This is a genomic window from Pseudomonas sp. GX19020, from assembly GCF_023371075.1.
Taxonomy (GTDB): domain Bacteria; phylum Pseudomonadota; class Alphaproteobacteria; order Rhodobacterales; family Rhodobacteraceae; genus Pseudogemmobacter.
This window is the reverse complement of record NZ_JAMCCR010000001.1, coordinates 633,267-654,713: the sequence shown is the minus strand read 5'-3', so window position 1 is coordinate 654,713 and position 21,447 is coordinate 633,267. Positions and strand designations below refer to the sequence as shown.

At 63.6% G+C, this 21,447-nt stretch carries 18 protein-coding genes; 7 read left to right on the top strand and 11 right to left on the bottom strand.

Going from position 1 to position 21,447, the window contains the following annotated elements:
• Positions 1 to 6: 6 nt before the first annotated feature.
• From M3484_RS03190 to M3484_RS03150, 9 genes are all read right to left on the bottom strand, one after another.
• Positions 7 to 849, bottom strand: a complete 843-nt coding sequence (locus M3484_RS03190) for an Ivy family c-type lysozyme inhibitor (RefSeq protein WP_249495712.1) — start codon at positions 847 to 849, stop codon at positions 7 to 9.
• A 108-nt stretch (positions 850 to 957) separates the two neighbouring features.
• Positions 958 to 2,301 (bottom strand): phosphoglucosamine mutase, encoded by a 1,344-nt coding sequence (glmM, locus tag M3484_RS03185; protein WP_092897198.1) that lies wholly within the window; start codon positions 2,299 to 2,301, stop codon positions 958 to 960.
• 69 nt (positions 2,302 to 2,370) lie between these two features.
• Complete coding sequence (gene folP, locus M3484_RS03180) at positions 2,371 to 3,414, bottom strand: dihydropteroate synthase (RefSeq protein ID WP_249495711.1); 1,044 nt, start codon at positions 3,412 to 3,414, stop codon at positions 2,371 to 2,373.
• A gap of 64 nt (positions 3,415 to 3,478) precedes the next feature.
• Positions 3,479 to 4,375 (bottom strand): dihydroneopterin aldolase, encoded by an 897-nt coding sequence (locus M3484_RS03175; RefSeq protein ID WP_092897202.1) that lies wholly within the window; start codon positions 4,373 to 4,375, stop codon positions 3,479 to 3,481.
• Positions 4,376 to 4,542: 167 nt separating this feature from the next.
• Complete coding sequence (locus M3484_RS03170; RefSeq protein ID WP_249495710.1) at positions 4,543 to 5,544, bottom strand: cell wall hydrolase; 1,002 nt, start codon at positions 5,542 to 5,544, stop codon at positions 4,543 to 4,545.
• Between the two features lie 249 nt (positions 5,545 to 5,793).
• Positions 5,794 to 8,349, bottom strand: a complete 2,556-nt coding sequence (locus tag M3484_RS03165) for a putative PEP-binding protein (protein WP_249495709.1) — start codon at positions 8,347 to 8,349, stop codon at positions 5,794 to 5,796.
• A gap of 131 nt (positions 8,350 to 8,480) precedes the next feature.
• Entirely contained in the window at positions 8,481 to 10,712 is a 2,232-nt protein-coding gene (gene glyS, locus M3484_RS03160; RefSeq protein ID WP_249495708.1) for a glycine--tRNA ligase subunit beta, read from the bottom strand.
• Positions 10,713 to 10,871: 159 nt separating this feature from the next.
• Positions 10,872 to 11,357: a DUF6446 family protein gene (locus tag M3484_RS03155; RefSeq protein WP_249495707.1), complete on the bottom strand. Its 486-nt coding sequence runs from the start codon at positions 11,355 to 11,357 to the stop codon at positions 10,872 to 10,874.
• Positions 11,358 to 11,402: 45 nt separating this feature from the next.
• Positions 11,403 to 12,362: a glycine--tRNA ligase subunit alpha gene (locus M3484_RS03150; protein ID WP_092897208.1), complete on the bottom strand. Its 960-nt coding sequence runs from the start codon at positions 12,360 to 12,362 to the stop codon at positions 11,403 to 11,405.
• Positions 12,363 to 12,741: 379 nt separating this feature from the next.
• On the opposite strand from M3484_RS03150, the gene M3484_RS03145 reads away from it, so the two are divergent.
• Genes M3484_RS03145 through pssA form a run of 3 tightly spaced genes read left to right on the top strand, consistent with a single transcriptional unit; the run spans position 12,742 to position 15,231 of the window.
• Entirely contained in the window at positions 12,742 to 13,602 is an 861-nt protein-coding gene (locus tag M3484_RS03145) for a DUF2189 domain-containing protein (protein WP_249495706.1), read from the top strand.
• Between the two features lie 45 nt (positions 13,603 to 13,647).
• Positions 13,648 to 14,403 carry a phosphatidylserine decarboxylase gene (locus M3484_RS03140; RefSeq protein ID WP_349306255.1) on the top strand — a complete coding sequence of 252 codons (756 nt, stop codon included), beginning with the start codon at positions 13,648 to 13,650 and terminating at the stop codon, positions 14,401 to 14,403.
• Positions 14,404 to 15,231 carry a CDP-diacylglycerol--serine O-phosphatidyltransferase gene (gene pssA, locus M3484_RS03135; protein ID WP_249495704.1) on the top strand — a complete coding sequence of 276 codons (828 nt, stop codon included), beginning with the start codon at positions 14,404 to 14,406 and terminating at the stop codon, positions 15,229 to 15,231. It begins immediately after the preceding gene.
• 74 nt (positions 15,232 to 15,305) lie between these two features.
• On the opposite strand, the gene M3484_RS03130 is transcribed toward pssA, so the two are convergent.
• On the bottom strand, positions 15,306 to 15,785 hold the full coding sequence (locus M3484_RS03130) for a VOC family protein (protein WP_249495703.1): 480 nt from the start codon (positions 15,783 to 15,785) through the stop codon (positions 15,306 to 15,308).
• A 154-nt stretch (positions 15,786 to 15,939) separates the two neighbouring features.
• The gene (locus M3484_RS03125; RefSeq protein ID WP_249495702.1) at positions 15,940 to 17,790 is read right to left on the bottom strand and encodes a M3 family oligoendopeptidase; all 1,851 of its coding nucleotides are present in this window, start codon (positions 17,788 to 17,790) and stop codon (positions 15,940 to 15,942) included.
• 132 nt (positions 17,791 to 17,922) lie between these two features.
• Between M3484_RS03125 and M3484_RS03120 the strand changes: the two genes are divergently transcribed.
• From M3484_RS03120 to M3484_RS03105, 4 genes are all read left to right on the top strand, one after another.
• Complete coding sequence (locus M3484_RS03120; RefSeq protein ID WP_249495701.1) at positions 17,923 to 18,060, top strand: hypothetical protein; 138 nt, start codon at positions 17,923 to 17,925, stop codon at positions 18,058 to 18,060.
• Between the two features lie 164 nt (positions 18,061 to 18,224).
• The gene (locus M3484_RS03115; protein ID WP_502942420.1) at positions 18,225 to 19,640 is read left to right on the top strand and encodes a circularly permuted type 2 ATP-grasp protein; all 1,416 of its coding nucleotides are present in this window, start codon (positions 18,225 to 18,227) and stop codon (positions 19,638 to 19,640) included.
• A gap of 6 nt (positions 19,641 to 19,646) precedes the next feature.
• On the top strand, positions 19,647 to 20,597 hold the full coding sequence (locus M3484_RS03110) for an alpha-E domain-containing protein (protein WP_249495700.1): 951 nt from the start codon (positions 19,647 to 19,649) through the stop codon (positions 20,595 to 20,597).
• Entirely contained in the window at positions 20,597 to 21,424 is an 828-nt protein-coding gene (locus M3484_RS03105) for a transglutaminase family protein (protein WP_249495699.1), read from the top strand. Before M3484_RS03110 ends, M3484_RS03105 begins: the two co-directional genes overlap by 1 nt.
• Positions 21,425 to 21,447 lie beyond the last annotated feature (23 nt).

Below are 21,447 nucleotides of genomic sequence, written 5' to 3'. Positions count from 1 at the left end.
TTTGTCTCAGTTCGCGCCGCCGGCCGATGAACCGGCATCCAGCTGCACCCATTCCGGCCAGCTTTCCGGATCGGCGGGCCAGGTGTTCGGCATCTCTTCATCCCCGGGCTTCCACATCGTGAATGCCTGCTGGCTGGCCTGGTCGATCCACAGGATCGCCCATTCCGTATCACAGATCAGCTTGTTGCAGGCACTGCCGCGATAGCCGCCTTCGACCAGATCCCCCGAGCCAAGCTGGGCGAGAATCTCGGTATAGGCATCCCAGTCTGCAGCGGACATACCCGCCTTGACCTCGGCATAGACCGGCGCGAAGCCAAGTGCGTCGATGGGATGCGCGCTGTCGAGGCTGGCGAAATTCTCCCAGCCCTGGCCGGATTTCGGAGTGAAGCCCTCGGGAGAGGCTTCGGTCAGACCCGAGACCGGGCTCCATGTCCAGATCTCGGCAGGGCTGCCGGGGAAGGCCTCGGACTGAAAGATCAGCGCGCCATCCTGCGGGGTCATTTCAAACCAGGAACAGCTGTCAATCGGCCCGTCGATCACCGGCTTGCCGTCTTTCAGCGACAGCACGAAAGGGGTGCTGTTGCAGGCATTGCCGCCGGCGCCCGCGATGCCGGTGATTACCTGTTGGCCCGCAACTTCGGTGACGCCGTCCAGCAGGACCTGTCCGTCTTTCAGCACCTCGACGCCATCGACGCTGATCACCTGTTCGAAATCGGCATTCTCGCTGCGGGTGACCTCATGACCCTGCAGGTCCAGCCGGTCAGGCGGGGTGTCCTGCGCGAAGGCCGCGAAGGGCAGGGCGAATGCACTGCCGAGAAGGGCGGTGCGCAGCGGGGTGAATAGGGTCATGCTGACCTCCTGTCGGGTATCCTGCCCCACCCTGGCGCAAAGAGGGGCGGGATACCAGTCAGGCAAACCCTGGGCTCTGTCATGGCTCCGCAGCGGGATCGGCGGGGATCAGCCGGCGCTGGCCACGGTCGCGGCGATCTCATCAACCACTTCGGTCAGAAGGGCCGCGTCGATACATTCCGCCATCACCCGGATCAGCGGCTCGGTCCCGGATTTGCGGATCAGGATGCGGCCCTTGCCATTGATGCGCTTTTCGCTGGCCTGGATCACCGCCTTGACCCGCGCATCCTCAAGCGGCTGCGCGCCGGCGGTGTAGCGGACATTTTTCAGAAGCTGCGGCACGGTTTCGAACTGATGCGTAAGTTCGGAGGCCTTTTGCCCAGATCGTGCCATCTCGGCGAGGAACTGCAGCGCTGCCGCCAGCCCATCGCCGGTGGTGGCGTAATCGGTCATCACGATATGGCCCGACTGTTCGCCGCCAAGGTTGAAGCCGCCGGCGCGCATCCGTTCCACCACATAACGGTCGCCCACGGCGGTGCGCTCCAGCCTCAGGCCTTTGGCCTCAAGAAACCGCTCGAGCCCAAGGTTCGACATCACCGTCGCGACCAGCGCGCCACCCTTCAGCCGCCCATCCGCTGCCCAGCGACTTGCCAGCAGCGCCATGAACTGATCGCCATCCGCAACGAGGCCATTCTCATCAAGGATCATCACCCGATCCGCATCGCCATCAAGCGCAATCCCCAGATCGGCGCCATGGGTGATCACCGCCTCGGCCGCCGTCTGCGGATGGGTCGAGCCGCAATTGTCGTTGATATTGGTGCCGTTGGGGGTGATGCCGACCGGAATTACTTCGGCACCAAGCTCCCACAGCACTTCGGGTGCGGCACGGTAGGCGGCACCATTGGCGCAATCTACCACCACTTTCAGCCCGTCAAGCCGCAGCCCAGCCGGGAATGAGGTCTTGACGAATTCCTGATAGCGCCCGCGCCCGTCTTCGATCCGTTTGGCGCGGCCGATCATGCGGGCCTCGGCCAGCTCGATCTCGCCCTCGACCATGGCCTCGATTTCTGCCTCGGCCTCATCCGAGAGTTTGAACCCGTCGGGCCCGAAAAATTTGATGCCGTTATCTTCATGCGGATTATGGCTGGCCGAGATCATCACGCCGAGATCGGCGCGCATCGAGCGGGTCAGGAACCCGACCCCGGGCGTCGGAACCGGGCCAAGAAGCAGCACATTCATCCCCGTCGAGGTAAGACCGGCGGTCAGGGCATTTTCCAGCATATAGCCCGAAAGCCTTGTATCCTTGCCGATCACCACCCGATGCGCCGCCGATCCGTCGCGGCGGAAATAGCGCCCGGCAGCGGCGCCAAGCTTCAGAGCCATCTCGGCTGTCATCGGCCAGCTATTGGCTCGGCCGCGCACGCCATCAGTGCCGAAGAGCTTTTTAGACATGATCAATCCTCTTTGCCGGGCTCAGCCCTGACCAAATATTTACCGCGCACGGGCGTCAGACCTGACGCCTCATGCCTCACTGATGTTGCCCTGAATCGCCTGCCAGATTGACAGGGCCTGCCGGGTCTCTCTTGTGTCATGGACACGCAGAATATGCGCGCCCATCGCGGCGCCCTGCAAGGCCACCGCAACCGATCCGGTAACGCGTTCGGCAGGCGTTGCCGCCCCGGTCAGCGCGCCGATGAATTTCTTGCGTGAGGCCCCCAGCAGCAGCGGCAGCCCGAAATCATGGAACCCCGCAAGCTCGCGCAAGAGCCGCAGGTCATGCGCGGTGGTCTTGCCAAAGCCGATACCGGGGTCGAGGATCAGGTTTTCCGGTCTGATCCCGGCGCCCAGGGCTGCCGTGACCCGCTCGTAGAGATGGTCGCGCACAGACCAGAGCACATCGTCATAGACCGCGTGTTTCTGCATCGTCTCGGGCGAGGCGACCGAATGCATCAGCACCACCGGCACGCCGCGCGCCGCCACCAGCGCCGCCATATCGGGGTCGAAGCGCAGGGCGGACACGTCATTGACGATATCGGCCCCGGCCTCCAGCGCGGCTTCGGCCACGCGCGCCTTGCGGGTGTCGATCGAAATCGGCGTGGTGATTCCTGCCTCGCGCAGGGCACGGATCACCGGGGCGGTGCGCTCGATTTCTTCGGCCACCGGCACCTCGGTGGCGCCGGGGCGTGTGCTTTCGCCGCCGATATCAAGGATCTCCGCATCGCGGATCATCTCGCGCGCGCGGTCGACCGCCGCGTCAAGGCCGTTATGGCGCCCGCCATCGGAAAAGCTGTCCGGGGTAACGTTCAGGATTCCCATGATCCGTGGCCGATCCAGGGTCAGGCCGCACAGATCGGCCCGGCTCCGGCTGATCGCCGCTGTCTCTGCCGGGGCAAGCTGTGCCGACGGTGCCGCCCGGGGCGCGCGCCTGCTCAGACGGTCAGCGCTGTCCCACCACAGATGCCGCGATCCCGCGAGCGCATGGCGGGTCGCAGATGCGGGTCCCGTCAGGGCACTGCGCGGCAGCGGTGACAGGATCTGGTCAGGATGGGGCAGGCGCTCAGGCATCAACGGCTCCGCAGAAGGGTGCGGGGGTTCTGCCTGCGGAGCCGGTGTTTGACAAGCGGGGGGCTCAGCCCTTTACCGCCGGGATGCGGCTTCCCGCCGGGACTGAAACATCGCCGTGAAGAACGAGGCCAGAGGCCGCCATTTCCTCGGCCAGCCACAAAGCCAGCGCCACCGGGTCGCGGGTCTGCGGCCCGTCGACCGCGTCGAGCACCAGTTTCGACGGCGCCCAGACGACGGATCTGCCGCGTTTGATCGCCCAGTCGATCTCGGTGCGCGAGGAGACGACCACGCAGCGCGGATCGCGCGCGGCCAGCACCCAGGCGTTTTGCTCGATGGCCAGCAGATCGACGCGGCGCTGCGTCGGGCGGTGGCCGGTCTGCGGGCGCGCCATATCGGGCAGGCCGACACAAAAGACTGCGGGTTGGCCCGAAGACAGCACCCCGTCGATCCGGGAGGTCAGGTCAGGCGCATGGATCGTCGCATTGTCAAAGTAAACGACCAGCGGATGCAGCGTGTCGTCGCCCGCCCGCACCGGCACTTCGGCGCGCGAGCGCACGATCTCGACCCCAAGCGCATAGGGGCCGACATCGAGCTTTTCGATCCGGATAAAGGCGCGCATCGCCTGGGGTTCTGCAAGGAGCCGCTCGGCCAGGTGTTCGGCGAGGGTTTCCAGAAGGTTCAGGCGCTCGGTCGCGAGTTCTGTCGCGATGGATTCGGTGATCCGGTCATAGGACAGGATCCGGTCGACATCATCTTCCAAGGGCTGCGGTGTCGGGCGCACCTCGATCACGATATTGAAACGAAGCCGCTGTTTATGGCCGCGTTCCTTCTGGAAAGCGCCGATATCGGCCTCGACAACATGGTCGCGCAGGCTGATCCGGTCACGCGGATCGGCACTGGCCGAGGCCTCGGCACGGGCTTCGGGATGGCCGAAGGCGAGGGCGCTGTCGCTGGTGGTCATGATGGGCGGCCTCTTTCGGCTGGTCTGGCGGCGGCGGGATGTGCCGGTATTGCAAATCCCTAGCAGCCCGTGCCGCCGATCCCAAGCCCTTTACCGACAGGAAAAGCTTTTGCCCCGACCGGACCGGAAATCGCCGGACCGGGTCGGGGCAGCTGTCTGTCTTTGCCTCAGCCCCGGACGCCGGGTTGCCGGTAGAAGAGATGCGAGCCGATGGCCGTGGTCCGGGCGAAGCGCTTCGACCAGGAGGGGCTCACGCCTCGGGTGTGGAAATGGGTCGCGCCCTCGGTCAGGCTGCGTGGCGCGCCCGAAAGCATGACAGAGGCAATGCGGCCCGCGATTTCGCGCGAATAGCCATCGCGCATCTGGGTCGAACTGCCATTGCAGGTATAAGAGAACTGGCAGCTGCCGCCGCCCGCCTGGCGCACCACACCGCAGACCGAAGCGGGGTAGAGACCGCTGTCGCGCCGGTTCAGGATCACTTCGGCCACGGCGAACTGACCCTGGAGGCTTTCGCCGCGCGATTCGAAATAGATGGCTTCGGTCAGGCATTGCCATTCGCGCCCGCCCTGCTCCAGTGGCTGGGACCTGAGCCAGGCGGTGTCGTAGCGGATGTCGGGCCTCACAGGTCCGAGAGCCGGGGCAATGGCGGCCGTTTTCACTGCGCCACCCCGGATTGTGGTCCTTTTGATCACGCGCCGGATCTTGCGGCCCTCGGGCGTGTCCACCATGGTTTCCGAGACCACTTCCTCGACCACCCGCAGACTGCCCGTCTCGGTGGCTCTGACCACGGTATGTGGAGCATCGTCCTCTGAGGCGGCGTCGGGGCTGACCGAGGCGGTCCTGGTGTCTGCCTCTGTGCCCGCGTCATTATCCGCACCGGGACGGATCACTTTCGCGGTGGTTCTTTTCGTCACAACCTTGCTGCCGGTTTCTGCCGCGCTGGTTTTGGTTGTGGTCCTGGGCTGGCCAGCCGACTGGCCGGAAAACTCTTTCAGTCGTGACTTCTCGCTGCCGAGAAGCTGCCCCATCTCTTCAGCGATGGTCAGGCGTGGTTTGTTCATGTCACTGCGGGTGACATCTGCCTCGGCCGCCATCGGAGCGGCCAGTTGGGTGAGGGCGACGGTGGCGGTCACGGTGACCGCTGCCAGCACATTCCCTGAGCGTTTCATAGTCGGGTTCCTGCTCTGTTACCCCAGGGCCTGGTTTTCCAGACACCGTGGGCACCAAAAACGCAGCTTTGGCCAAAACTGTGACCAAAGCCGTCAACGAGCGGGGTGATTAAGCGAATCGCAGACCGTCGGTCCAGTATTGTTGCGAATTGGTCACAAGATATTCGTGAGCGTCGGCGGAATAATGCCGACAATGCGTTTAAAATATATTAACTTTGCACGGCAACCACATGATATTGTGGTTCCATTTCACTTATCCACATGGTCCCGAAGCGCCAGATGGGCAGCCGCAAGACGTGCCATGGGCACCCGGTAAGGGCTGCAAGACACGTAATCGAATCCCGCCAGACGGCAAAATGCGATGGAAAGCGGGTCGCCGCCATGTTCGCCGCAGATCGAGAGTTTCAGCTCCTGGCGGGTTTCCCGCCCGCGCGCGGCGCCAATCAGCAAAAGCTCGCCGACCCCGTCCTGATCAAGAATGTGGAACGGGTCTTCCGGGAAGACCCCCTGCTGCACATAGGTGTTCATGAATCGCCCGGCATCATCGCGCGAGAGACCATAGGTCATCTGTGTGAGGTCATTTGTGCCGAACGAAAGGAAGCTCACATGCTGTGCGATCTCGCCGGCGCGCAGACAGGCGCGGGGGGTTTCGACCATGACGCCGAGCCGGTAATCGAAATCGGCTTTTGCACGGCTGCGCACGGCGGCGGCGACCGCGTCGATCCGGGTGCGGATCAGCTCGACCTCGCGCGCGGCCGAAACCAGCGGGATCATCACTTCGGGCACCACCACCGCACCGCGCTTCGCGCTCTCGATTGTGGCCTCGAAAATCGCCTGCGCCTGCATGTCGTAGATTTCCGGCAGCACGACGCCAAGGCGGACCCCGCGCATGCCCAGCATCGGGTTCACCTCGCGCAGGGCCTCGGCGCGGCGGGTAACCTCGGAAAGCGGACGGTCCAGCGCTTCGGCCAGCTCGCGCAGCCCCTCGCGCGTGGCGGGCAGGAATTCGTGCAAGGGCGGGTCAAAGAGGCGGATACAGACCGGCAGGCCCTGCATGAGGTCAAAAAGCTGAAGGAAATCCTCGCGCTGCATCGGCAAAAGCCGCGACAGCGCCGAGGCCCGGTCGGCAGAGGTATCGGCGAAGATCATCTCACGCATGACGGTGAAGCGGTCTTCTTCGAAGAACATATGTTCGGTGCGGCACAAGCCGATGCCTTCGGCGCTGAACTTGCGCGCGGTCGCGGCGTCAGAGGGCGTGTCGGCATTGGCACGCACGCCGATATCGCGGAATTCATCCGCCCAGGTCAGCAGCCGGTGAAAGCTGTCATCCAGCGCAGGTGGCAGCATTTCGGCAGCGCCCGCCAGGGCTTCGCCGCGCGATCCGTCGATGGTGATGACATCGCCCTCGCGGAAGATGCGGCCATCGCGGGAGGTCAGCTTCTTGTCCTTGCCATCAAGGCGCAGATCAGAGGCACCGACCACGGCTGGCAGGCCAAGGCCGCGCGCGATTACGGCGGCGTGGCTGGTCATGCCACCGCGTTCCGTCAGTACGGCGACCGCCGAATGCATGCCGCGAATGTCTTCGGGGGCTGTCTCGCGCCGCACAAGGATACACTCCTCGCCGCGCGCGGCCGAGGCCTGGGCGGCTTCGGAGGTGAAAACCAGTTTGCCCGTGGCAGCGCCCGGCGAGGCGGCGATGCCGTTCGAAATCACATCGCGCAGCCCGCGCGGATCGACCTGGTGGTGCAAAAGCTCGGACAGGGCACGGGGTTCGACCCGCAACACCGCTTCGGATTGCGGGATCACCCCGTCCTCGGCCAGCGTTACCGCGATTTTCAGCCCGGCCCGGACGGAACGCGCCACGCGGATCGCGTCAAGCACCGCGAGCCTGCCATCCTCGACGGTGAATTCGATCTGCATTTCCTCGCGCAGTTTCACCCGGCAGACCGCGCCCATCCGGATCAGGTCCTGCATGATTTCCGGGGCTTCCTCTTCCAGCGAGGGGCCGCGCGGGTCACGGGTAAGATAAAGCGCCTCGCGTGCGGCCAGCGCGTCACGGCCCTGGCTTTGCCCGAGATAGCGCCCGGTGATGCGGCTCAGCCCGGTGACAGAATCGACGAACTGGATCACGCCGGAGCCGGAAATGCCCTGACCGATCCCCTGCGCCATTTGCTGCACGACAAGGCCAAGCGCGGCGTCTTCCGGCGCGCCTTTGGCCGAACGCAGAAGGCGGGCCGAGGTGCCTTCCCAGGCCCGCGCCATCGAACGCAGCACTTCGGAAAGCTGGCGCGCCGGGTCTTCGGGGAAGGGCTCGTCGGTCTCATATTCATAAAGCCGGCGCAGCTCGCGCAGCGCGTCGGGGCCGGGGGTTACATCCTCGAACATATCGGGATCAAGGCGCGCGACATGGATCGCGTAGCTCTGGATGAACCGACACCAAAGTGCATCAGCGGCCTCGCGGCCATGGCTTTCCGCCAGCGCCGCATGGCGGGCCGCGTTCAGCCCGATATTGAGGATGGTGGCCGGGCCGCCCCAGTCGGGATTGGCGGGAGAGGCGCGGACCGAGACAAGGGGGCCCGCGGTCTGGTCGGTGCCGAAATGCGCAAGGATTGCAGTTGCATCGACCGGCTGCCCCTGGGCGAGGGCGCGGATGGTGGCCGCAGGCAGGGAGACCGATTGCGGCACCGGCAGGTCAAGACGAACGAGGCGCTGCAGGCATTTCGCCTTCCAGCCATGGGCCTCGGTTGTGATGGGCGCCGATTGGGTGATTTCCGAAAAGGCGGTGATCTTCGCTTGTTTCTGCACTGCAGCACTCCTCGCACGGCTGGCAGAATAGGGCGGATTTTGTTTCGCGCAAGCGGTGTGAGAGGCGGGGTGCGGCGGCGGGGACTTCCTGCCCCCGCACCCCGGTGCGTATTGGCGCCGGGCGGGTGGGATCAGCCTTCGACTTTGGTCAGATCGGCGGTGCCGGAGCAGATGGCGCGGATCCGGTGCAGGAGGTTCAGGCGGTTCCGGCGGATGATCGGATTTTCCGCATTGATCTGCACGGCGGTGAAGAAAGCATCAATCGGCGCGCGCAATTCGGCCATGGCCTGCATGGCGGTTGAGAAATCTTCCTTCGCCATGGCGGGGGTGATTTTGGCCTCGGCCGCGTCGAGGGCAGAAAAGAGCGCGCGTTCCTCATCCGTTTCGGCCAGTTTCGGCTCGGGGCCGAAGGAATATTCGACACCGTCTTTGGCCTCGGCCTGGGTGAGGATGTTGTTCGCGCGCTTGTAGCCCTGGAGGAGGTTTTTGCCGTCGTCAGATTTCAGCGTCTCGGCAAGCGCCGTTGCGCGTTTCACGAGCAGCGTGAGGTCGTCATTCCCCGGCATCGCGAGGCAGGCGTCGATCACGTCATGGCGGATGCCCTGGTCTTTGAGGAAGACTTTCAGGCGGTCGTGGAAGAAGGCGAGGAGGTTGGCGCGATTCTCCGATACAACCCATTTCATCTCGAAGCCCATGAGGTAAGAATCCTCATCAACCGTCAGAACCGCAGATTTGAAATTGATGCCACCGCCTTCTCTGACCTCAACACCTTGTGTGGAAGCCAGTTCTTTGAGGTGTTTTCGCTTTTGCAGAACGCGCGCATTCCACTGATCGCTTAGAGCATTGTTTGCGAAATGCACAAGTCCGTCAAGTCGAACCCGCACCCCATTTCCCAGCACCAGCCGGATCACGCCAAGGGCGGCGCGGCGCAGCGCGAAGGGGTCTTTCGAGCCGGTGGGTTTTTCGTCGATGGCCCAGAAACCGGTCAGGGTGTCGAGTTTGTCGGCCAGAGCCACGGCGACCGAAACGGGTTCGGACGGTACTGCGTCGGAGGGGCCGAGCGGGGAATAGTGGTCGCGGGCGGCGTTCGCCACAGCGTCCGGCTCTCCGGACTCCAGCGCGTAATAGCGGCCCATGACGCCTTGCAGTTCGGGAAATTCGCCGACCATCGCAGAGCGCAGGTCGAGTTTCGCCAGACGCGCCGCATGTTCGGCCTGGTCCGCATCCGCGCCGACGAGGGGCGCGATCTCGCGTGCCAGTGCCGCAATGCGATTGATACGCTCAGACTGCGAGCCGAGTTTCGACTGGAAGGTGACATGGGTGAGGCCCTCGGCCCATTCGCTCATGCCCGCCTTGGCCACCCGCAGGTCATTTTCCCAGAAGAAGCGCGCGTCTGACAGCCGCGCGGTCAGCACTTTCAGATTGCCGGCGAGGATGGTCGCACCGTCATCCGGGGTCTCGATATTGGCGACGGTGATGAAGCCCTCGATGCGACCGGTCTTTGGGTTGCGGGCCGAGAAGAACTTCTGGTGCTCCTTCATCGAAGTTTGCAGCACTTCTGCCGGCAGGCCCAGGAAGGCCTCGGGGATGCGGCCCATCAGCGGCACCGGCCATTCGACAAGGCCCGCGATCTCGGTCAGGAGGCCCTTATCCTCGACCACTTCCAGCCCGGCGGCGAAGGCGAGGTTTTTCGCGCCATGCGCGATGGCCGCTTCGCGCTCTGCCTGGTCGAGCATGACTTTGGCGCGGCGCAGCTTAGCGGCGTAATCCTCGAAAGAGGTGACGGTGAAACTGTCGGGCGCCATGAAACGGTGGCCGCGCGTGGTCTCGCCCGAGGTGATACCGTCGATATCCAACGGCACCACGGTGGCGCCGCTTTCATCCGCGAGGAGGCAGAGGATCGAATGCAGCGGGCGCACCCATTTCAGTGCGCCCGAGCCCCACCGCATGGATTTCGGCCAGGGGAAGGTGCGGATCGCGCTTTCCAGCACTTCGGCGACGATTTCCGACGCCGGGCGCCCTGGCTTTTTCACCACGGCGAACCAGACTTCGGCCTTTTTATCGGCGCGCTTTTCCAGCTGGTCGATGCTCAGCCCGGTCGAGCGCAGGAAGCCGTCAAGTGCGGCCTGGGGGGCATCGGTCCTCGGCCCCTTGCGCTCTTCGCTGACAGGGCGGCTGGCGGGGGAGAGGTCTTCGATGGCAAGCGTCAGGCGGCGCGGTGTCGAGAATGCTCCGGCGCCGCCATAGGTCAGGCCAGCCTCGACCAGCCCGTCAGTGACAAGCTTTCTCAGCGCCTCGCGGGCACCGGCCTGCATCCGCGCCGGGATTTCCTCGGAAAAGAGTTCGATCAGCAGGTCTGGCATGGCGGCACCGTATTTTGTCAGTGCCGCAGTCCCTAACCAGTCTTGCGGCGGATCACAACAGAGGCAGCGTGGTCACGCTGCAGTTTGGCGTCCCGCCCGGGGGGCGCCCGCGAGGCCCGAATGCAGCGCGGGTCCATGACGAGCGGGGGGGGGCTTTGGTCAGGGGCCTTCGTCGGTTTCCGGCTGCAGCTGATGCCAGGCATAGGCGCGGCCATCGGGGAAGACCGCAATCACGCGGTCGACGCCGGGATGAATGCCGGGCTCAGAGAGAAAGGCCAGTGCCTCGCCGGTTTCCAGCGCATGACCGATCTCATCCGCCTTGTAGCAGGAGAACCATCCCGGGCCGTTCAGCGGTTCGGGGTTCGGGTAGATCTGATAGGTCTCGGTCAGCATCGACTGCGACAGCGGTGTGGTGAAACAGGCGCGGAACCTCAGCGGCGAGCTGTCCGCGTCGATCCCCTCGACATGGTCTGCGACGATGGCCTCTGGCTGCGCCGAGCCAAGCGGCGTCAGACGGATTTCCGTCTCGCCTGGCCCGAAGGTGACCGGCTCATAAAAGGCATAGACCTGAAGCCAATACATCAGGACACCCGCAACAAGACCTGTCACCAGAAGCCCTCCGGCTGCGATTTTGCCAGCATTCACTCTGTATCTCCTGTGTCCGCGCGCAGCTCTGCCGCTGAGATCCGGTCAGGCCGGGACAGCCTCTGCCGCATCGCGACCCGCTTCGGTCTGACGGAAGGCATCGGCGCATTTCTTTGCCAGTGCCCGGACGCGGCCGATATAGGCCTGGCGTTCGGTGACCGAAATCACGCCGCGCGCATCGAGCAGGTTGAACAGATGCGAGGCTTTGATGGTCTGATCATAGGCCGGATGCGCCATGATGATGGTCTTGCCGGTTTTCGGGTCAGAGGGCGGGAAATCCAGCAGGCGCTGGCATTCGGCCTCGGCATCCTCGAAATGGCGAAACAGCATCTCGGTCGTGGCGCCGTCGAAATTGTGACGCGAATATTCTTCCTCGGTCTGGCGGAAGATATCGCCGTAGGTCAGCGGGATCGGCGCGTCCGGGTTGTTGAACGGCATATCCATGACGTGGCTGACATTCATCACATACATGGCCAGGCGTTCCAGGCCATAGGTAAGCTCGCCCGAGACCGGCTTGCAGTCATGGCCGCCGACCTGCTGGAAATAGGTGAACTGGCTGACTTCCATCCCGTCGCACCAGACTTCCCAGCCCAGCCCCCAGGCGCCCAGCGTCGGGCTTTCCCAGTCGTCTTCGACAAAGCGGATATCATGCAGGCCAAGGTCGATGCCGATGGCCTTCAGCGAGCCGAGATACAGCTCCTGCAGATTCGGCGGCGAGGGTTTGATGATGACCTGATACTGGTAGTAATGCTGCAGCCGGTTCGGATTCTCGCCATAGCGGCCATCGGTCGGGCGGCGCGAGGGCTGCACATAGGCCGCGGCCCAGGGCTTGCTGCCAAGGCTGCGCAGCGTCGTGGCCGGGTGGAAAGTGCCTGCACCGACTTCCATGTCATAGGGTTGCAACACGGCACAGCCCTTGTCGGCCCAGTAATTCTGCAGCCGCAGGATGATCTCCTGGAAGCTCTTAGGAACAGTGCTTCCCGGATTGGTGCTGTCTTGTGACATGCTGAAAGCCCTCTTCACGCCTGGCTGCCTTAACCTGGGCTTTTCCCTATCCATTGGGCGCGACGGGGTCAATTGCCGAAGCCGGACCTGGCGGCGACGCGCAAGGGCGCGCGCCCGGAGGCAGCGCCTGTTCCGGCCAGAAATGGGCGACGGGATCCCGGTTGGCGCAACCAGCCGGGCGCCGCCCGGAACGCATTTTCGGGCCTGGCTCACGGCCTGGTGGCCGACCAGCCGGAACACCCTGCGGCCGGGATTGGACCGCGAGCTGCCTCGTGATCTCCGGGACGGCATCAGGGCGTCAGAAATCCATCGGAAAAGTTACAACTTTGAGAAAAGCCGGCCCCCGCCTTAGCCTTGCCGGGTCAGGAGGGAGGACAGCATGACAGCGATGAGCGAGACCGAAGCCCAGGCGGGGACAAGGCTGCCCGGAGACGGTGGGAGTGGAGACAGGTTGCCGGGCGCGAGGCCGGAAATCCTGCGGCTTGATCCGGGCGATCTGCGCTATGCGCTGAAAATGGGCTGGCAGGATTTTCGTCGCGCGCCGGGCTGGGGCCTGTTCTTCGCCCTGATCTATGTGCTGGGCGGCTGGCTGGTGGTCTGGGCGCTGACCACCCAGGGGCAATTCTGGTGGACTTTGCCGGCGGCTGCGGGCTTTCCGATCCTTGGCCCCTTCATTGCCTGCGGGCTTTACGAGGTCAGCCGGCGCCTCAGTTCGGGCCGCGCCCTGGAGGGCAGGGCGATCCTTGGCGTGATCTTCGCGCAAAAGGACGGGCAGATCCCGTCGATGGCGGCAATGATTGTCTTCTATTTCCTGTTCTGGAACTTTTTTGCCCATATGACCTTTGCCCTGTTCATGGGCAATGTGACGATGACCAATGTCTCGCAATCACTCGAGGTTTTCGTCACCCCGCCGGGGATCGCGCTGCTGGTTTTCGGCACCCTGACCGGGGCGGCGATTGCGGCGCTGCTTTTCGCGCTGACGGTGGTGAGCCTGCCGATGCTGCTTGACCGCGATATCGACTATGTCACCGCGATGCTGACCAGCTTTGCGCTGGTGCGGGAAAACCCGGTCCTCATGCTGGGCTGGGGCGGGTTCATCGCGCTTTTGCTGTTTCTTGCGATGTTGCCGGGGTTTCTCGGGCTTCTCATCGTGCTGCCGGTCCTTGGTCATGCGAGCTGGCATCTTTACCGCCGCGCGATCGACTGGCCCGGAGATGAGGCGCCGGTCACAGAGCCGTGAAGCAGGCTGTAATCGCCGCCTGTATGGCGCCCGCGCATCGCGCCTGTGTTGCCGCCTGCACCCGGAGCGGCTAGAGACAGGGGAGATACCCGGCAAGAGGACAGCCCCATGCGCATGATCGACACTTTCGTCAAGCCGATGCACCGTGAGGGGATACCCTTCGTCGCGATCTTCGCGCTGGTCACTTTGGTCCTGTTCCTTATCTGGGAACCGCTGGGCTGGATCGGGGTCGGGCTGACGGTCTGGTGCTATTATTTCTTCCGCGATCCGAAACGTGCAGTGCCCGAGAATAAGGGTCTCCTCGTCAGCCCCGCCGATGGGGTGGTTTCGATGATCACCCCGGCAGTGCCGCCGGTTGAACTGGGGCTCGGCAATGAACCCCTGACCCGGGTTTCGGTCTTCATGTCGGTCTTCAATTGCCATGTGAACCGCGCGCCGATCTCGGGCAAGGTCACGGCGGTCGCTTACCGGCCGGGCAAATTCTTCAATGCCTCGCTCGACAAGGCCTCGGTGGATAATGAGCGCAATGCGCTGGCGATCCAGCTTGAGGATGGCCGCCATATCGCGGTGGTGCAGATCGCGGGCCTTGTGGCGCGGCGCATCGTCTGCTGGACGAAACCGGGTGACAGCCTGCGCACCGGCGAGCGGTTCGGCCTGATCCGTTTTGGCTCGCGCCTTGATGTCTATCTGCCCGAAGGGGTGGAGCCGCAGGTGGCGCTTGGGCAGACCGCGGTGGCCGGCGAGACGGTGATCGCACTGATCGGAACCGAGGCGCCCGCGCGCCATGCCCGGATCGAATGAATGGGCGGGCCTGACGACGAGACCCGGTCCCCGGCTGTGCCTGATGCCGGCAGCGATGCGGCAGCTGGCACCGCTGCGGAAGGTGGTCAGGAAGGTGGCCGGGATATCAGGGGCGAGCGCAGCCTTCTTGTGCTGCGGCTGTTGCCGAACCTCGTCTCGATCCTCGGGCTTTGTGCCGGTCTGACCGCGATCCGCTTTGCGATCACCGGCAATGTCAATATCGCGGTCCTGCTTGTCGCGCTGGCGGCGTTTCTGGACGGGCTCGACGGGCGTCTGGCGCGGATGCTGCGATCCGAGAGCGCGATCGGCGCCGAACTCGACAGCCTGTGCGATTTCGTGAATTTCGGCGTGGTGCCGGCGATGGTCCTGTGGATATGGGGCCTGAGGGCCGAGGCCTCGATGGGCTGGATCGCGGTGCTGATCTATGCGGTCTGCTGCATGCTGCGCCTTGCGCGCTTCAATGTCGGCAATCGCGAAGAGGTGCCGACAGAAAAGACCGGTTTCATCGGGGTGCCGTCGCCCGCAGGAGCCATGCTGGCCCTGACACCGATCTATGTCGCGCATGTGACCGGCTACCGGCTGCATGAGGCGGTGATCACCTTCTGGATGGTGGCGGTCGGCGCACTGATGATCTCGCGCCTGCCGACACCAAGCCTGAAACGGGTGCGCATCCCGGCCTCGGCTGCGCCCTATGCGCTGGTGGCTGCGGTGGCGGCGGTCGCCCTGGTGATCACCTACCCATGGGTGACGCTTTTGCTGTTCTCGGTGGGCTATGCCACGTCACTGGCCTGGCACGCGCTGCGCCATCTGCGGCACCGCGAGGGCTGAGGCGCAGGGGATCATACCCTGCGCCGCCCCCGACAGCAGTTCGCTGTGATCAGTCCCATATCAGTCCTGCGAGATCACCCCCTGCGGGCGGCATCAATCGTCGCGACGTCGATCTTCTGCATGGTCATCATCGCCGCAAAGGCGCGCGCGGCTTCTGCGCCACCTGCGGCCATCGCCTCGGTCAATGTGCGCGGCGTGATCTGCCAGGACACGCCCCAGCGATCCTTGCACCAGCCGCATTCGCTTTCCTGGCCGCCATTGCCGACAATCGCCGACCAGTATCGGTCGGTTTCCTCCTGATCCTCGGTGGCGATCTGGAACGAGAATGCCTCGTCCTGGCGGAAAACCGGTCCGCCATTCAGCCCGATACAGGGGATCCCGGCCACGGTGAACTGAACGGTCAGCACGTCGCCCTTTTTCCCCGAAGGGTAATCCGCGGGCGCGTGGTGAACAGCCTCGACCCGGCTGTCGGGGAAGACCGAGGCGTAGAAATTTGCCGCCGCCTCTGCGTCTTTGTCAAACCACAGACAGATGGTGTTTTTTGCAATCGACATTGGATTTTCCTCCCTCAGCGCATAACGCCGTGCGCCGGGCAGGGTTCCCGGGGGGCAGGGGAAACCCGCTGACCGCCTCTCGCCGGAGCACGGCGAAGGCAGCGGGGACATCGATATGAAAACCCCCGGAGCCTTTCGGTCCGGGGGCTTTTTCTTATTCCATCGCTTCCAGCTCGTCGATGAAGCCTGCGATCATCGAAAGGCCCTTGTCCCAGAATTTCGGGTCCGAGGCATCAAGGCCAAATGGCGCCAGCAGCTCTTTGTGATGTTTCGAGCCGCCCGCTTTCAGCATGTCGAAATACTTGTCCTGGAAGCCAGGCAGCCCGTCAGCATAGACCGCGTAAAGCGCGTTCACGAGGCCATCGCCAAAGGCATAGGCATAAACATAGAAGGGCGAGTGGATGAAATGCGGGATATAGGCCCAGAAGGTCTGATAGCCATCCATGAAGTCAAAGACCGGGCCAAGGCTTTCGGCCTGGACCGACATCCAGAGCGCGTTGATATCGTCCGGCGTCAGCTCGCCTTCCTGGCGGGCGGCGTGAAGCTTGCATTCGAAATCGTAAAACGCGATCTGGCGCACGACCGTGTTGATCATGTCCTCGACCTTGCCCGCCAGAAGCACCTTGCGCTCGGCCGGGGTTTTTGCCTCGTCCAGAAGCTTGCGGAAGGTCAGCATCTCGCCGAAGACCGATGCGGTTTCCGCAAGCGTCAGAGGCGTCGAAGACAACAGCTCGCCCTGGCCTGCCGCCAGCACCTGATGGACGCCATGGCCCAGCTCATGCGCCAGCGTCATCACATCGCGCGGTTTGCCCAGATAATTGAGCATGACATAGGGATGGACGGTGGTGACGGTCGGATGGGCAAAAGCCCCGGGCGCTTTGCCGGGCTTCACCCCGGCATCGATCCAGCCTTTGGTGAAGAAAGGCTTTGCCAGATCGGCCATGCGCGGATCAAACGCGCTGTAAGCCTCGGTCACCTGGCGCTCGGCCGTCGCCCAGTCGATGGTCTTCGGCGCCTCGACCGGCAGCGGCGCATTGCGGTCCCAGACCTGGAGCCGGTCCAGCCCCATCCATTTCGCCTTCAGCGCATAATAGCGGTGCGAAAGCTTCGGATAGGCGGCGACAACGGCATTCCGCAGCGCCTCGACCACCTCGGGTTCGACATGGTTCGAGAGGTGCCGGCCGGTCTGCGGCGTCGGCATCCTGCGCCAGCGATCCTCGATTTCCTTTTCCTTCGCGAGCGTATTGGTGATGCGGGCGAAAAGCTTGACGTTCTTATCAAACACCACCGCCAGCGCCCGTGATGCCGCCTCGCGTTTGGTGCGGTCGGTATCGGTCAGAAGGTTCAGCGTCGCCTCAAGGTTCAGCTCCTCCTCTTCGCCCTCGACCGTGAACATCAGCCCGGCAGTGGTTTCGTCAAAGAGCTTGTTCCAGGCCGAGGCGCCGACCACCGACTGGTCATGGAGGAATTTCTCCATCTCATCGGAAAGCTGGTGCGGCCGCATCGCGCGCATGCGCTCAAAAACCGGGTTGTAGCGGGCGAGATCGGCATTTTCGGCAAGCAGGGCGCTAAGATGCGCATCTTCCAGCCGGTTGAATTCAAGGCTGAAGAATACGAGCGCAGTGGTCGCCACCGTCACCGCATCCTGGGCGTCTGACATGAACTTGGCGCGTTCTGAGTCCATGGTGTTCTGGTAGTAGCGCAGCCCCGCGTAAGACATCAGCCGCCCGGCAGTCACGTCAATCGCCTCGTATTCCTGCACGCATTGCAAAAGCGCCGCCGCCTCAAGCGAAGCGAGCTTGCCCTCATAGCGCGCGGCAAAATCGGTGCAGGCTTTGCTCAGCCATTCCATATCGCGCTCAAATTCCGGCGCATCCGGCGCAGGGTAGAGATCGGTCAGATCCCATTCCGGCAGGTCACCAAAACCCTTGCCAGATGCCGTGGCACCGGAATTTGCATCGAATACAGGGCGGGGGAGGCTGCGGGTCGGAAGGCTGCGGATCATCGGAACTACCTGTGCTGTTTTGCCCCCGGCGGGGCCTTGCCTTCCATCTAGGCGCGAGGGGGGGCGGGCTGCAAGGGCAAGGGTCGATCTGGCGCCTGCCCGGGGGGCTGAACCGGGGGAAGAACGGCGAAAGTGGCCGGGCTCTTTGCCCGCGTGACCGCGATCCTGCTCGTCTGTGTCTGTGACCTGGTCGCCGGGATGCTTGCCTGGCTTCTGGTGACTTTTGATATCACCCGGTCACATGTCTGCCTCGATCAGGGCGAGGAGTGACGGGAACCGCCGGCGGGATGGGGCGTTTGCATTGGCGATGCCCCTTTTTTGGGCGGTTGCATCTGTTGCAGTCAGTCATTCGTGCAGTTTTGACCCGTTCAGGCCTTTACGACGCGGAAACGGCGCGCTTGACTGAAAGGGCCATTAAGCGAGTGGAGCCAGATATGGGCGTATTCTTCGACGAGATGAACGGATCCGGCGGGGGCACCCGCGCCCCCTATGCGAGGCTCGAAGAATGGCTGGCGACTATGCCAAAAGAACTCCGGAGCCTGAAACAGGCCGAGGCGGAGGCACTGTTTCGCCGCATCGGCATCACTTTCGCGGTCTATGGAGAGGGCGGCGACCCGGACCGGCTGATCCCCTTTGACATGTTCCCGCGCGTGTTTTCCGGCGCGGAATGGGCCAGGCTGGATCGCGGCGTGAAGCAACGTGCCAAAGCGCTGAACATGTTCCTCGTCGATGTTTACGGCCGTGGCGAGATTATCCGGGCGGGCCGGGTGCCGGCCAATCTCGTCTATCAGAACGCCGCCTATGAGAAGGCCGCCGTGGGCTTTGTGCCGCCGAAAGGCGTCTATTCCCATATCGTCGGCATCGACCTGGTGCGTACCGGGCCGGAAGAGTTTTTTGTGCTGGAGGACAATTGCCGCACGCCGTCAGGCGTGTCTTACATGCTGGAAAACCGCGAGATTATGATGCGGATGTTCCCGGGTCTTTTCCGCGAGAACCGCATCGAGCCGATTGATTCCTATGCCGAAATCCTGCGCCGCACGCTGGCCTCGGTGGCGCCCGCAAAATGTCAGGGTGACCCGAAGGTCGTGATCCTGACGCCGGGGCATTTCAACTCGGCCTATTACGAACATTCCTTCCTTGCCGATCTGATGGGGGTTGAACTGGTCGAGGGCCAGGATCTCTTTGTCGATGGCGAATTCGTCTATGCCCGCACGACCGAAGGCCCGAAACGCGTCGATGTGATCTACCGCCGGATCGATGACGCCTTTCTTGATCCGCTGTGTTTCCGCCCGGATTCGATGCTGGGTGTCCCTGGGTTGATGGATGTCTATCGCTCGGGTGGGGTGTCGATCTGTTCGGCGCCGGGGGCAGGGGTCGCCGATGACAAGGCAATCTATACCTATGTGCCCGAGATGATCCGCTTTTACCTCGGCGAAGAGCCGATCCTGAACAATGTCCCCACCTGGAAATGCGCCGGGCGCGAAGATCTGAAATATGTGCTCGACAACCTTTCCGAACTGGTCGTGAAAGAGGTGCATGGCTCGGGCGGCTATGGGATGCTGGTCGGCCCCACGGCGAGCAAGGCCGAGATTGAGGCGTTCCGCGCGCAGCTGGTGGCCAACCCATCAAATTACATCGCGCAGCCTACGCTGGCGCTGTCGACCGTGCCGACCTTTGTCGATGAGGGCGTGGCGCCGCGCCATGTCGACCTGCGCCCCTATTGCCTTGTGGGCGAGCGGATCGAGCTGGTGAAGGGCGCGCTGACCCGGGTGGCTTTGCGCGAGGGCAGCCTCGTCGTGAATTCGTCGCAGGGCGGTGGCGTCAAGGACACCTGGGTATTGGCGGAGTAACCGGACATGCTTTCAAGAACCGCCAATAATCTTTACTGGATCGCACGTTACATGGAGCGCGCCGATACCGTCGCGCGTCTGCTGGATGTGGGAAGCCGCATCTCGCTGATCCCCTCGGAACATGGCTATCGCAGCGAATGGGACAGCCTGTTGCAGGCCAGTGGCATGGCTGAGGGCTTTACCGCCAAATATGGCGACCCGGTGCAGCGCAATCTGGAATCCTGGCTGTTTTTCGACCGCGACAACCCGTCCTCCGTTGCCAGCTGTCTGACAGCCGCGCGGGAAAATGCCCGGATCGTGCGCACGGCCATGACCGCCCAGGTCTGGGATGCGCTGAACATGGCCTTTCAGGATCTGCGCCAGCTTGAGCGGCAGGAACGCTCGACCCTCGACCAATCCACGCTCACGGATTGGGTCACGCGGCAATCAGCGCTGGTGCGCGGTGCGATCGATGCCAATCTTCTGCGCGATGATGGCTATAACTTCCTGAATCTGGGCTATTATCTCGAACGCGCCGACAATACAGCCCGGCTTCTTGACGTGAAATATTACGTGCTGCTGCCGCGACTGGATTTCGTGGGATCGGGGCTCGACAATTACCAGTGGTCGACGCTGTTGCGGGCCATGGGCGCGCAGCGTGCCTTTCACTGGGCTTATGGCGGCGAGATCACCGCCGGCAAGATCGCCGATTTCCTGATCCTGAACCGCCAAAGCCCGCGCGCCCTGATCACCTGTATCGCGGGCGCCGAAAACCATCTGACACGGCTGGCCAAGGCCTATGGCAGAGAGGGCCTGGCCCAGCTGCGGGCGCGCGCCATGTTGGGTGAGCTGGAAGAGGAAACCGTCGAACGTATTTTCGAGGAAGGCCTGCACGAATATCTTTCGCGGTTCATCGGGTCTGTGGCAGAGCTTGGGTCTGTCATCCATGAGGTCTATCTGGGCGGAGAACTCAGCTGATGCGCCTGAGCGTCAATCATATCACCCGCTACAGTTATGACCGCCCGGTCAGGGGGCTTGTGCAAAGCCACCGGCTGACGCCTTCGGTGTTTCAGGGCCAGAAGGTGATTTCATGGGAGATCTCTGTCGAAGCCGGCGATGCGGCGGCGGTCAGGGGCGCCGAATTTACCGATGGCGCCGGCGACCGCATCCAGGGCTGGAGCATCGCCGGGCCGCTGACCGAAGTGGCGGTGACAGTGCGTGGCACGGTCGAGACCACTGACACTGCCGGGATGCTGAAAGGCTGTCGCGAGGTGATCAACCCCTGCGCCTATAAGCGCGGGACCGCATTGACCGCAGGATCGGTGGCGCTTTCGGATCTGGCGGAAAGCGTATCGGATGCCGGGGGGGCTCTCGCGCTGGCGCATGGCCTGTCGGCGGCGGTGACCGGGGCCATCGCCTACCATCCTGGCGTGACCGATGCCCATAGCTCGGCATCAGAAGCGCTCGCCCTGGGCGAGGGGGTCTGTCAGGACCATGCCCATGCGATGATCGCGCTGGCGCGGTTGCGGGATCTGCCGGCGCGCTATGTGTCGGGCTATCTTTTCGCCGATGCCTCGGGTGCCGCGCATGAAGCGGCCCATGCCTGGGCCGAGATCCATGTGCCGGGTCTGGGCTGGATCGGGTTTGACCCGGCGAATGCCTGTTGCCCGGATGAACGCTATATCCGCCTTGCCTCTGGCTTTGACGCCCGCGATGCTGCCCCGATCCGCGGCATCGCCCGCGGCGGCCAGGCGGGCGAAGAAGCGATGGATGTCACGGTTGCGGTCCTTTCCTCCGGTCAGTAATGTCCTGCGGGTGAATAAATTTT